This is a genomic window from Nocardia sp. NPDC004415, assembly GCF_053602435.1.
Genome location: NZ_JBSGDP010000019.1, coordinates 88,123 through 98,908, shown reverse-complemented (window position 1 = coordinate 98,908; position 10,786 = coordinate 88,123). Strand labels below are relative to the sequence as shown.

The following is a 10,786-nucleotide window of genomic DNA, read 5'->3' as shown; positions in this document are numbered from 1 at the left end:
GAAGCGATCATCTCGAGGGTGTCGCGCTCGCGGGCGAGCTCGCCCGCCATCGCGGCGGCCAACTCGGGATCGAGCTCACCGAGAGACTGGGTATTGACGGACTGGGCACTGGTGGAGGCAACCACAGCGGAACTCCCTTGGCTTGCAGGCGAACAGCCGCCACCCTTTTCGCGCGCACGCCGACCCGGCACCCCACGGGGGATTCGATCGGCGGTGCGCCCGATCCACGAGGCGACGACCACCGGACGCGGCGCGCCCGGCACAGCGGCAGGTCTTCGGACTCGCGGGCACCGGAGCCCCTGGGCGCCGACCTACCGGCCGTCGCTTCCCGAACATGGGTCCAGTGCGAATGACGGCTTTCGTTCCTGCTCACCGCTGCGGGACAGTCCCGGAATTCCACCGGGTTCCCTCTTCACCGCGCAACGGTCCCGTTGCGTCAGGTGTCGACACCGGCGGCGGCGCGGGGGCTCCCGTCGTCCTCGCCACCGGCGAACCAGCTGCCGGGACAGCATACGGTGCCGTGCCCGGCGACCGGCCGCCCGGGCCGGGATACCCCACGGGTCCGGTCGAGGCGGGACTATCATGAGCGCGCAGCTGGTTCACGCTCACCAGCCCGGGACGGTCCGACCTCCCGCGGTGGACGTGTCGAAACCGGTGTGCCGGACCTCCGGCCACCGGCCAGAGGGAACCCGGTGGGAATCCGGGACTGTCCCGCAGCGGTGAGCAGGAACGACCGCCGTCATCACGCACTGGGCGCCCCGCCCGGGAAGCGACGGCCAGTAGGTCGGCCGAATCAGGCCGGTGCCCGCGAGTCCGAAGACCTGCCCGCTGTGCCGGACACGCCGTGTCCGGCGGCCACCGCCTCGTGGACCGGGCGCGCGACCGCTTCTCCGACCCGTGCGACCTCGCGTCGCTCCCGGTGCTCGGTGGACGACGCCGCCCGACAGGCCGGCGGCCGTCCGCACCGCACTGGAGACGATGACCGTGGCAGTCCCGCCCACTCCGTTCACCGCGACCGTTCTCGGCCTGCCCCGGATCGGGCCGAACCGGGAACTGCGGCAGGCCGTCGAGGACTATCTGGCCGGCCTCATCGACGCCGACCACCTCGACAGCGCCGCGCGCGAGCTGCGCCTGGCCCACCTGAGCGTGCTGGCCGCGGCGGGCCTGGACTCGATCCCGGTCGGCACCTTCTCCTACCACGATCAGATGCTCGACACCGCCGCCCTCTTCGGCGCCCTCCCGGCGCGGGTGCTCGCCATCGCCGACCCCCTCGACCGCTATTTCGCCGCCGCCCGCGGCACCGCCACCGTCGCCCCGCTCGAGCAGGCACCGTGGTTCGGCACCGGCTACCACCACCTCGTCCCCGAGCTCGACGCCGAGACGCGGTTCACCCTGCACGCGGACGCGCTCCTGGCCGAGCTGGCCGAGGCCGTCGAGCTCGGCGTCCCCGCCCGGCCCGTGGTGATCGGCCCGCTGACCTTCCTGAAACTCTCGCGGCACGCGCGGGGCGCGGCCCTGGACCGGCTGCCCGAGCTGATCCCCCGCTACCGGGAACTCCTTTCCGCCCTGGCCGATGCGGGCGCGAGCTGGGTCCAGCTCGACGAGCCGGTCCTGGCCACCGAGCTCACCGCACGCGAGATCGCCCACCTGCGCACCACCTACGCCGCCCTGGCCAGTTCCTCCCACAGACCCGCGCTGCTCGTGGCCGTGCCCTTCGGGCCGCCCGGCGCCACCCTGGCCGCACTGGCCGACATGGGCATCGACGGTGTCGCACTGGATTTCACGGCGGGCACGACCCTCGAGGCGGTGGCCTCGGTGCCCGCGCTCACGCGCAAACTGCTGGTGGCGGGAGTGGTCGACGGCCGTGACTTCTGGCGTACCGATCTCGACGCCGCGCTGAGCACCCTGGGCTCGCTGCTGGGTAGCGCGGGATCGGTGGCGGTGTCGACTTCCTGTTCGCTGCTGCACGTTCCGTACTCGCTGGCCCCGGAGGCCACCCTCGACGAGCGGTTGCGCTCGTGGCTGGCCTTCGGCGCGGAGAAGGTCACCGAGGTCGGCATCCTGGCCGGGGCGCTGGCCCGGGGCACCGACGCCGTCGCACCCGAACTCGACGCCGCCCGCGCGGCCGTGCGGGCGCAGCGAGCCCAGCCCGCCGTCCTCGGCCACACCAGCACCGAGCACGGCTGGGTGCAGTCCTCCGGCGCGCAGTGCGTCCGCCCGCCGATTCCGCTGCGCGAGGCCGCCCGGCCCGCGCCCGCCACCACCCGGCACAGCACGCCGGCCGTCCGGAACGAGGTCCACTGACCATGGTCTCCCGCGTGAATTCGACGGCTCGATCCCGCCGGCTGCCGGCCGCGCTGGCCACGGCCTGCTGCCTGGTGGCCGCTACCGCCTGCGGCGGCACCGACTCCACCGCCTCCCACACCGACCCGACGGCGAGCCTGCCCGGCCCGACCAGCTATCCGTTCACCCTCGACAACTGCGGGGTGCGGGTCACCTTCGACAAGGCGCCGACCAGGGCGGTGTCGCTGTATCAGGCGTCCACGGAGATCCTGCTCTCGCTCGGGCTGGCCGACCGGATGGTCGGCACGTCGACGTGGTTCGACCCGGTCCTGCCCGCCCTGGCCGCCGACAACGCGAAGGTGCCCCGGCTCGCCGACAACGACCCGTCGCTCGAGACCGTCCTCGCCACCGAGCCCGACCTGGTGACCTCGGCCAGCGCGCACACCTTCACTCCCGCGGTGGTGGCCGAGCGGTCGCGGTTCGCCCAGCTCGGTGTGCCCACCTATCAGTCGCCGTCGGTGTGCACGGGCGCCACGGTCGAGGGCGAGACCGTCACCCGCACCGCGCCGCTCACCATCGACACGCTCTTCCAGGAGATCACCGAGCTGGCGCGCATCTTCGACGTGCAGGAACGCGGCGCGCAGCTGGTCGACCAGCTGAAAGGACGCCTCGCGACGGCCACCTCGGCCGCGCCCGCCGAACCCGCGCCGACCGTGGCGTTCTGGTTCTCCGGACTCGAGGCCCCGTACATGGCGGGCTGCTGCTCGGCCCCCGGCCTGTACGCCACCGAGACCGGGGCCCGCAATGTGTTCGCCGACCAGCGCGAGGACTGGCCCGAGATCAACTGGGAGGCGGTCGTCGCCGCCGATCCCGACGTGCTGGTGCTCGCCGATCTGAGCCGTCAGCGGGTCGACGGTGACGCCCTGGCCACCAAGATCGCGTTCCTCGAATCGAATCCGGCGACCAACCGGATGCGCGCGGTGCGCGACAAGCGCTACGTGGTGCTGACCGGCTCCGAGCTCGACCCCGGCATCCGCGAGATCGACGCGATCGAGAAACTCGCCGCCGGTCTCGCCGCCACCCGATGATCGACCCGATGAAGGAGTCCCGCGCGATGCGCCTGGCTTTCCGGCACCTGTGTGCCGTGTCCGTTCTCACCCTGGCGGTCGCGGGTTGCGGCGCATCCGACACCGGCGGCGACCAGGCCGCCTCCGCCGACGGTTTCCCGCTGACGCTGCAGAACTGCGGACGCTCGGTCACCGTCGACGCGCCGCCGCAGCGCGCGGTCTCGCTGAATCAGGGCTCCACCGAGATCCTGCTGTCGCTCGGACTGGCCGACCGGCTGGCGGGCACCGCGACCTGGACCGATCCCGTGCGCGCCGATCTGGCCGAGGCCAACGCGACCGTGCCGCGCCTGGCCGACAACAAACCCTCCCTCGAGGTGGTGCTCGACGCCGAACCCGACTTCGTCTCCGCGTCCTTCGGCGGCACCCTCGGCCCCGGCGGCGTGGCCGACCGCGACCGGTTCGAGCAGCTCGGCGTGCCGACCTATCTGTCGCCCACCGACTGCGACGGCAAATCGGCGGTGAGCGTGAACTCCGACGGCGCGCGCACCGAACCGCTGCGCATCGACTCGGTGTACACCGAGATCCGGCAGCTGGCCGCGATCTTCGATGTCGAGGACCGCGGCGAGGCGCTGGTCGCCTCGCTCCAGCAGCGGCTCGCCGCGGCCGCCGCCACCGCGGGCACACACGCCGACACCTCCATCGCCTACTGGTTCTCCGACCTGAACACCCCGTACATGGCCGGATGCTGCGGGTCCTCGGGGATCATCACCGCCGCCGTCGGCGCGCGCAACATCTTCGCCGACACCACCGACGAATGGCCGCAGGTCAGCTGGGAGGCCGTCGCCGACCGGGACCCGTCGGTGCTGGTGCTGGCCGACCTGAGCAGGCGCACCATCGAAGGCGACGCCCTCGACAGCAAGATCGCCTTCCTGCGCGCGCATCCGGTGACCTCGCAGCTGACGGCCGTGCGCGAGCAGCGCTTCGTCGTGGTCAACGGCGCCGACCTGAATCCGTCGCTGCGCACCGTGGACGGCGTGGAGAAACTCGCCGCCGCGCTGGCCCAGTGGGGACCGGTCCGCTGACCGGGCTCGCACCGCGGCGCGGCACCGCCGTGATGGCGCTCGCGCTGGTGGCCGGCTGTGTCCTGCTGGTCTGCTCGATCGCGATCGCGTTGACCATCGGCCCGGCGAACCTGTCGGTGGGCGAGGTCTACGCGGTCGTCGGCGAGCATCTCGGGTTCGGCGAGGCCGGGGTGAGCCGGATCAAGGACGGCATCGTGTGGGAGCTGCGCCTGCCGCGGACCCTGCTGGCCGCCGTGTGCGGGGCGGGGCTGGCGCTGTGCGGGACCATCCTGCAGTCGGTGCTGCGCAATCCGCTCGCCGACCCGTTCGTGCTCGGCATCTCCTCGGGCGCGTCGACGGGGGCGGTGCTGGTCGCGGTCCTCGGCCTCGGCGCCGGGTCGATCTCCCTGGCCGCCGGGGCCTTCGGTGGCGCGGTGGCCGCGTTCGCGCTGGTCCTCGTGCTGGCCGCCGCCGCGGGCGGGGGCACGGCGCGGATCGTGCTGGCGGGGGTGGCCGGGACGCAGCTGTTCTCGGCGCTCACCTCGTTCATCGTGGTCTCCAGCGCCGACGCCGAGCAAACCCGCGGGGTGCTGTTCTGGCTGCTGGGCTCGCTGGCGGGCGCGGACTGGGCCGATGTGGCCGTGTGTGCGACGGTGACCGCCGTCGGTCTGGTGATCTGTCTGAGCCGCGCGGCCGCCCTGGACGCGTTCACCTTCGGCGCGTCCTCGGCGGCCGCGCTCGGCATTCCGGTGCGGGCCACGCGCGCGCTGCTGCTCGCCGTCACCGCGCTCACCACCGCGGCCCTGGTCAGCGCGGCCGGGGCGATCGGTTTCGTCGGACTGGTGCTGCCGCACGCGGCACGCTTCGTGGTGGGGCCCCGACACAGCAGGCTGCTACCCGCCGCCGTGGTCGCGGGGGCGGTGTTCACGGTGTGGGTCGATGTGGTGGCCCGGACGGTGTTCGCGCCCACCGAGATTCCCGTCGGCGTGGCGACCGCGCTGATCGGGGTGCCCGCCTTCATCGTGTTGCTGCTGCGGAATCGGGCCATGGCATGACCCTGCGTTCGGAGAAGCTGCGCTGGACGCGCGGCGGTCAGCTGATCCTCGACGGCATCACCGTCGAGCCGGTGGCCGGGGAGACCATCGGCCTGCTCGGGCCCAACGGTTCCGGCAAATCCTCACTGCTGCGGCTGCTCAGCGGGATCGCGCGCCCCGACAGCGGCCGGGTGCTGCTCGACGATGTCGACCTCGCGACCCTGCGCCGCAACCGGATCGCGCGCCGGGTCGCGGTCGTCGACCAGCACGCCGACACCGAGGTCGACATCACCGTCGAGGACGTGGTCTCGCTCGGGCGCATCCCGCATCGTGGCGTCTTCGGCGGTGACGCCGGTGCCGACGCCGAGGCGGTGCGCGAGGCCCTGGCCCACACCGGGATGACGCACAAGGCGGGCGATCGCTGGCACACCCTGTCCGGTGGGGAACGCCAGCGCACCCAGATCGCCCGCGCCCTGGCCCAGCGGCCCCGCGAACTGCTGCTCGACGAGCCGACCAATCATCTCGACATCCGCCACCAGCTCGACATCCTCGCCCTGGTCGCGGCCCTGCCGGTCACCAGCTACATCGCGCTGCACGATCTCAATCTGGCCGCCATGTTCTGCGACCGGCTGCTGATCCTGGACCAGGGAGGGGTCGTCGCACTGGGCACGCCCGCCGAGGTGATCACCGCCGAGCTCGTCGAGCAGGTCTACCGGGTCCGCGCCCAGATCGGCACCGACCCCGAACACGGCTACCCGGTCGTCTCCTTCCGGCCCGACCGGCCCGTCGGTACCGACCGCTCCGACTTCACCGTCGACCCCGGGCAGCAGTAGGGCGCGGCACTCACAGCGCGGCCAGAACCCCGATCGCGGCGGCGATCAAGATCGCCATGAGCAGCGCCACCACCGCGATCGCGCCGATCCCGGTCGGCGGGAACCGGGTGCTCGTGCGCGGTTCGGGTGAGGACAACCCGGAGGTCTGCGCCGTCTCCGGCGGCGTGGCCCCCGGCCGCACCCCGCCGCCCGGCTCGAGATCGGGGGTCCGTGCGGGATCCGGATCCATGGATGCCATGAGTCCACCTACCTCCATCGCTGGGAAACACTGTCCCCCTCGCCCTACCCGGGTCCCCCGCCCTCAATCACCGGAGCTGTTTCGGCGGGCGGGAGCGGGTATGCGCCTGGCAGACCCCGACCCAGGAGGAAACCAATGCCCCAGCATCCGCTGACCGGAAAGACCGTCGCCATCCTGGCCACCGACGGAGTGGAACAGGTCGAGCTCGTCCAGCCGCGCGCGGCGGTCGAAGAGGCCGGTGCGAGCACCGAGTTGCTGTCGCTGAAGTCCGGCTCGATCCAGGCGATGAACCACGACGTCGAGCCCGGCGACAGCTTCCCCGTCGACCAGGTCGTCGGCGAGGCGAGCCCCGACGACTACGACGCCCTGCTGCTCCCCGGCGGCACCACCAACCCCGACAAACTCCGCCAGGACCCGGCGGCGGTCGGCTTCGTCAAGCAGTTCGCCGCCACCGGCAAGCCCATCGGCGTGATCTGCCACGGCCCGTGGACCCTCGTCGAAGCAGACGCCGTCCGCGGCCGCACCCTCACCTCCTACCCGAGCGTCCGCACCGACATCCGCAACGCGGGCGGCACGGTCGTCGACCAGGAGGTCGTCACCGACAACGGCCTGGTCTCCAGCCGCAACCCCGACGACCTACCCGCCTTCTGCGCGAAGATCGTCGAGGAGTTCGCCGAGGGCAGGCACTGACACGCTCAGCTCAGGGTCTTGAGCGCTGCCGCGTCGTAGGGCTTGACCTCGTCGAGGCGGCCGGTGAGGAGCTTGGCGGCCCAGTCCGGGTCCTGGAGCAGGGCGCGGCCGACGGCGACCAGGTCGAATTCGTCGCGTTCCATGCGGTCGAGGAGGTTGTCGATGCTGCCGAGTTCGGCGCCGTGGCCGGCGAAGGCGCGCAGGAAGTCGCCGTCGAGGCCGACCGAGCCGACGGTGATGGTGGGCCTGCCGGTGAGCTTCTTGGTCCACCCGGCCAGGTTCAGGTCGGAATCGTCGAATTCGGGGAGCCAGTAGCGGCGGGTGGAGGCGTGGAAGGCGTCGACGCCCGCGGCGGCCAGCGGGGCCAGGATCGCCTCCAGTTCCTGCGGCGACTCGGCCAGGCGCGCGTCGTAGGCTTCCTGCTTCCACTGCGAGTAGCGGAAGATCACCGGGAAGGTGGGCGAGACGACCGCGCGGACCGCGGCGACGATCTCGGCCGCGAATCGGGTGCGGGCCACCGGGTCGCCGCCGTAGCCGTCCTCGCGGCGGTTGGTGCGCGACCACAGGAACTGGTCGAGCAGGTAGCCGTGCGCGCCGTGCAGTTCGACACCGTCGAAGCCGATGCGCTCGGCGGCCGCGGCGGCGTCAGCGAAGGCGCCGATGACGTCGTCGAGGTCGGCCCGGGTCATCGCCTTGCCGGTGCCCTCGGTGCCGTCGACGCGAATACCGGAGGGGCCGACCGCGGGCGCGTCGGCGACGGGCGGCTCGCCCTGCTTGCGGACCATGCCGATGTGCCACAGCTGCGGCACGATGGTGCCGCCCGCGGCGTGCACGTCGGCGGCGACCTTCGCCCAGCCCGCCAGCTGCTCCTCGCCGTGGAAGCGCGGCACCCGGTCGCTCTGCCCGGCCGAATCGTGGCCGACGTAGGTGCCCTCGGTGACGATCAGGCCGACGCCGGCCGCCGCGCGCCGCGCGTAGTACGAGCGCACGTCGTCACCGGGGATGCCGTCGGGCGAGAACATGCGCGTCATCGGCGCCATCACGATGCGGTTGGGGACGGTCAGGCCGTTGAGGGTGACGGGCCGTGACAGGACCTCGGCCGTGCGCGAGGTATCGGTGACGATCACTGGCTTCTCCTGCTAGCTACTTGACAATGTCGAAGGTTGAGAACTTCAAGCAACGCTAGGCGCAGATATTTGAGATAGTCAAGTTTCTGCGGATAGAGTGGTCGCATGACCGCCGCGACCCCGACCGGAGCAGACCAGCTCATGGAGTTGCTGTCGATCTCACTGGGCGTCTACTACGGCGATTTCACCGCGGCCGCCGCGAGCGAGAACCTCACCGCCAGCCAGGGCAAGACCCTCACCGTGCTGCGCCGCGGCCCGGTCGCCATGCGTGCGCTGGCCGAGCGGATGGGCTGCGACGCGTCCAATGTCACCGGCATCATCAACCGCCTGGAGAAGCGCGGCCTGGTGCGCCGCGAGACCAGCGCCGCCGACCGCCGCGTCACCACCCTGGTCATCACCCCCGAGGGCGAGCGCGTCACCGACGCCATCCGCGCGAAGATGCACGCCACCCGCGCCGGGCTGGATCGCCTGGACGACCAGGACCGCGATCACCTGCGCACCCTGCTCGAGCGCGTCTTCCTCACCCGCGCGGATCACCCGGCGAACAGCGTCGTCAGATCGTCGACGAACGCCGAGTAGGCCACGCTGCGGTCCGGGGCGCGCAGGATGGCGAAGGGGTGCACGGTGACGCCGACGCGGAAATGCTCGTGTTCCACGATGTAGTCGGTCGCGCCGGGATAGGTCGTCATGACGCCACCGCCTCGGACAGATCGGGGACGCGGGTCACCGCGGCGCCGGCGTGGTCGGCCAGGTGGGTGAAGGTGATCGCGTCGCGCACGGCCGCGCCGCCGTGGTCGTTGTTGAAGTAGACGTAGCTGTCGGCGCGCGCCGGGTAGGCGTCGCGCAACCGTCCCACCCAGGTCTTCAAGGCCTGCCGCCCGTAGTGGGGTGCGGGTGCGGCGCGACCGGCGTGCAGGCGCAGGTAGGCCCAGCCGGTGGTGCGCCACAGCGGGGTGACCGGCCGGGAATCGCGATCGGCCCAGGCCAGGGCGGCCGAGCGGGTTTCCAGGACCGCGCGGATCTCGTCGGTCCACCAGGACTCGTGCCGGGGTTCGACCGCCACCCGCACCGTGGCGGGGAAACAGCGCAGGCAGGCGTCGAGCAGGTCCGCGTCGGCGCGCAGGGTGGGCGGGAGCTGGAGCAGGATCGGCCCGAGCCGGTCACCGAGGCCCGCGGCGCGGTCGAGCAGGCGCGCGACCGGCTCGTCCGGATCGCGCAGCCGCTTGATGTGGGTGAGGTACCGGCTGGCCTTCACCGCCACCACGAAGTCGTCGCCGGTGCGGTCGCGCCATGCGGCGAAGGTGTCGCGGCTGGGCAACCGGTAGAAGGCGTTGTTCGATTCGACCGTCGCGAAGGCCCGGGCGTAGTGCTCGAGCCAGCGCCGCACCGGCACGTCCGGCGGGTACAGCACCCCGCGCCAATCCCGGTACTGCCAGCCCGACGTGCCGACGCGCATCACCATCGTGACCCCCGTCAGGTCTGCGCGCGCAGCAGATCGTTCAGCTCGCCCTGGTAGAAATCGAGGAACGCGTCCATGTCGGGTCCCGTGTTCATCAGCACCACGCGGTCGTATCCGGCCTCGACCGCCTCGCGCACGGCGTCGGCATAGCGCTGCGGGTCGTTGCCGCAGATCATGGCGTCGAGCATGTCCTCCACCCGCACCGTGGTGGTCGCGGCGGCGAAGTTGGCCGGATTGGGCAGCTCGCTCATCACCTTCCAGCCGCCGACCGACCACCGGTTGGTCGACAGCGCCGCCTCCGCGCCGGTGCGCTCGTCCTCGGCGAAGGCCACGCCCACCTCGAGGTAGCGCGGTCCGTCACCGCCCGCCTTGCGGAAGGCCTCGACGAGTTCGGGTTTCGGTTCGGTGGCGAACAGGCCGTCGCCGAGTTCGGCGGCGAGTTCGGCCGCCCGCGGACCGCCCGCGGCCACCGCGATCGGGGGTGGTGTTTCGGGCAGGTCGAACACCCGCGCGTCGGACACGGACAGATACCGCCCGTCATAGCTGCGATAGCCGCCGCGCCAGAGCAACCGGATGATCTCGAGGGCCTCACGCAGCATCCGCTGACGCACCCGCACGGGCGGGAAGTCCCCGCCGACGATGTGCTCGTTGAGCCGCTCCCCCGACCCGATGCCCAGGGTGAACCGCCCGTCGGACAGCAGCGCAGTGGTCGCGGCGGCCTGGGCGATGATCGCGGGGTGGTAGCGGATCATCGGACAGGTCACGCCGGTGGCCAGCCCGATCCGTTCGGTGCGCGCCGCGATCGTGCCCAGCACGGTCCACGCGAACGGCGAGTGGTTCTGGTTGTCCAGCCACGGGTGGAAATGGTCGCTCATCTCGACGAAATCGAAGCCGGCCGCTTCGGCCCGCACGGCCTGGCGCACCAGCTCGTGCGGGCCGAACGCCTCGGCCGCCAATTTGAACCCGATCTGCATGGCGAACCCTTTCGCAGGGG

The 10,786-nt window shown here is 72.1% G+C and carries 12 protein-coding genes and 2 riboswitches; of the genes, 7 read left to right on the top strand and 5 right to left on the bottom strand.

Annotated elements, in window-relative coordinates:
• Nucleotides 1-249 precede the first annotated feature (249 nt).
• Nucleotides 250-448, bottom strand: a riboswitch (cobalamin riboswitch).
• 187 nt (nt 449-635) lie between these two features.
• A riboswitch (cobalamin riboswitch) is annotated at nt 636-843 on the top strand.
• 135 nt (nt 844-978) lie between these two features.
• From ACWEMY_RS12320 to ACWEMY_RS12300, 5 genes are read left to right on the top strand one after another with little or no spacing between them, the layout of a single operon-like run.
• Nucleotides 979-2,304: a hypothetical protein gene (locus tag ACWEMY_RS12320; protein WP_452390063.1), complete on the top strand. Its 1,326-nt coding sequence runs from the start codon at nt 979-981 to the stop codon at nt 2,302-2,304.
• Between the two features lie 14 nt (nt 2,305-2,318).
• Nucleotides 2,319-3,371: an ABC transporter substrate-binding protein gene (locus tag ACWEMY_RS12315; RefSeq protein ID WP_452390062.1), complete on the top strand. Its 1,053-nt coding sequence runs from the start codon at nt 2,319-2,321 to the stop codon at nt 3,369-3,371.
• A 26-nt stretch (nt 3,372-3,397) separates the two neighbouring features.
• Nucleotides 3,398-4,432 carry an ABC transporter substrate-binding protein gene (locus ACWEMY_RS12310; RefSeq protein ID WP_452390067.1) on the top strand — a complete coding sequence of 345 codons (1,035 nt, stop codon included), beginning with the start codon at nt 3,398-3,400 and terminating at the stop codon, nt 4,430-4,432.
• Nucleotides 4,433-4,464: 32 nt separating this feature from the next.
• The gene (locus tag ACWEMY_RS12305) at nt 4,465-5,466 is read left to right on the top strand and encodes a FecCD family ABC transporter permease (RefSeq protein WP_452390066.1); all 1,002 of its coding nucleotides are present in this window, start codon (nt 4,465-4,467) and stop codon (nt 5,464-5,466) included.
• Nucleotides 5,463-6,278, top strand: a complete 816-nt coding sequence (locus ACWEMY_RS12300; RefSeq protein WP_452390061.1) for an ABC transporter ATP-binding protein — start codon at nt 5,463-5,465, stop codon at nt 6,276-6,278. The genes ACWEMY_RS12305 and ACWEMY_RS12300 overlap by 4 nt, the downstream gene beginning before the upstream one ends.
• 10 nt (nt 6,279-6,288) lie before the next feature.
• Here the strand turns inward: ACWEMY_RS12300 and ACWEMY_RS12295 are convergent, their stop codons facing one another.
• Nucleotides 6,289-6,516, bottom strand: coding sequence for a DUF6480 family protein (locus ACWEMY_RS12295; protein WP_452390060.1), 228 nt, complete (start codon nt 6,514-6,516; stop codon nt 6,289-6,291).
• Nucleotides 6,517-6,651: 135 nt separating this feature from the next.
• Between ACWEMY_RS12295 and ACWEMY_RS12290 the strand changes: the two genes are divergently transcribed.
• On the top strand, nt 6,652-7,206 hold the full coding sequence (locus ACWEMY_RS12290; RefSeq protein ID WP_452390059.1) for a type 1 glutamine amidotransferase domain-containing protein: 555 nt from the start codon (nt 6,652-6,654) through the stop codon (nt 7,204-7,206).
• Between the two features lie 5 nt (nt 7,207-7,211).
• On the opposite strand, the gene ACWEMY_RS12285 is transcribed toward ACWEMY_RS12290, so the two are convergent.
• Nucleotides 7,212-8,333: an NADH:flavin oxidoreductase gene (locus tag ACWEMY_RS12285; RefSeq protein ID WP_452390058.1), complete on the bottom strand. Its 1,122-nt coding sequence runs from the start codon at nt 8,331-8,333 to the stop codon at nt 7,212-7,214.
• A gap of 105 nt (nt 8,334-8,438) precedes the next feature.
• Here ACWEMY_RS12285 and ACWEMY_RS12280 point away from each other — a divergent pair, with 105 nt between their 5' ends.
• The gene (locus tag ACWEMY_RS12280; protein WP_452390057.1) at nt 8,439-8,912 is read left to right on the top strand and encodes a MarR family winged helix-turn-helix transcriptional regulator; all 474 of its coding nucleotides are present in this window, start codon (nt 8,439-8,441) and stop codon (nt 8,910-8,912) included.
• Here the strand turns inward: ACWEMY_RS12280 and ACWEMY_RS12275 are convergent.
• Genes ACWEMY_RS12275 through ACWEMY_RS12265 form a run of 3 tightly spaced genes read right to left on the bottom strand, consistent with a single transcriptional unit; the run spans nt 8,867 to nt 10,766 of the window.
• A complete protein-coding gene (locus ACWEMY_RS12275; protein ID WP_452390056.1) occupies nt 8,867-9,022 on the bottom strand; it encodes a hypothetical protein in 156 nt (51 codons plus the stop codon). The two genes, ACWEMY_RS12280 and ACWEMY_RS12275, sit on opposite strands and share 46 nt — an antisense overlap.
• Nucleotides 9,019-9,795 (bottom strand): DUF72 domain-containing protein, encoded by a 777-nt coding sequence (locus ACWEMY_RS12270; protein WP_452390055.1) that lies wholly within the window; start codon nt 9,793-9,795, stop codon nt 9,019-9,021. The genes ACWEMY_RS12275 and ACWEMY_RS12270 overlap by 4 nt, the downstream gene beginning before the upstream one ends.
• 11 nt (nt 9,796-9,806) lie before the next feature.
• Entirely contained in the window at nt 9,807-10,766 is a 960-nt protein-coding gene (locus ACWEMY_RS12265) for a TIGR03557 family F420-dependent LLM class oxidoreductase (RefSeq protein ID WP_452390054.1), read from the bottom strand.
• Nucleotides 10,767-10,786 lie beyond the last annotated feature (20 nt).

Bases quoted from the DNA above. Each gene is read 5' to 3' on its own strand.
- ACWEMY_RS12320 (WP_452390063.1), top strand. From the start codon at position 979: ATGACCGTGGCAGTCCCGCCCACTCCGTTCACCGCGACCGTTCTCGGC.
- ACWEMY_RS12310 (WP_452390067.1), top strand. From the start codon at position 3,398: ATGCGCCTGGCTTTCCGGCACCTGTGTGCCGTGTCCGTTCTCACCCTG.
- ACWEMY_RS12305 (WP_452390066.1), top strand. From the start codon at position 4,465: ATGGCGCTCGCGCTGGTGGCCGGCTGTGTCCTGCTGGTCTGCTCGATC.
- ACWEMY_RS12300 (WP_452390061.1), top strand. From the start codon at position 5,463: ATGACCCTGCGTTCGGAGAAGCTGCGCTGGACGCGCGGCGGTCAGCTG.
- ACWEMY_RS12295 (WP_452390060.1), bottom strand. From the start codon at position 6,516: ATGGCATCCATGGATCCGGATCCCGCACGGACCCCCGATCTCGAGCCG.
- ACWEMY_RS12290 (WP_452390059.1), top strand. From the start codon at position 6,652: ATGCCCCAGCATCCGCTGACCGGAAAGACCGTCGCCATCCTGGCCACC.
- ACWEMY_RS12280 (WP_452390057.1), top strand. From the start codon at position 8,439: ATGACCGCCGCGACCCCGACCGGAGCAGACCAGCTCATGGAGTTGCTG.
- ACWEMY_RS12275 (WP_452390056.1), bottom strand. From the start codon at position 9,022: ATGACGACCTATCCCGGCGCGACCGACTACATCGTGGAACACGAGCAT.
- ACWEMY_RS12270 (WP_452390055.1), bottom strand. From the start codon at position 9,795: ATGGTGATGCGCGTCGGCACGTCGGGCTGGCAGTACCGGGATTGGCGC.
- ACWEMY_RS12265 (WP_452390054.1), bottom strand. From the start codon at position 10,766: ATGCAGATCGGGTTCAAATTGGCGGCCGAGGCGTTCGGCCCGCACGAG.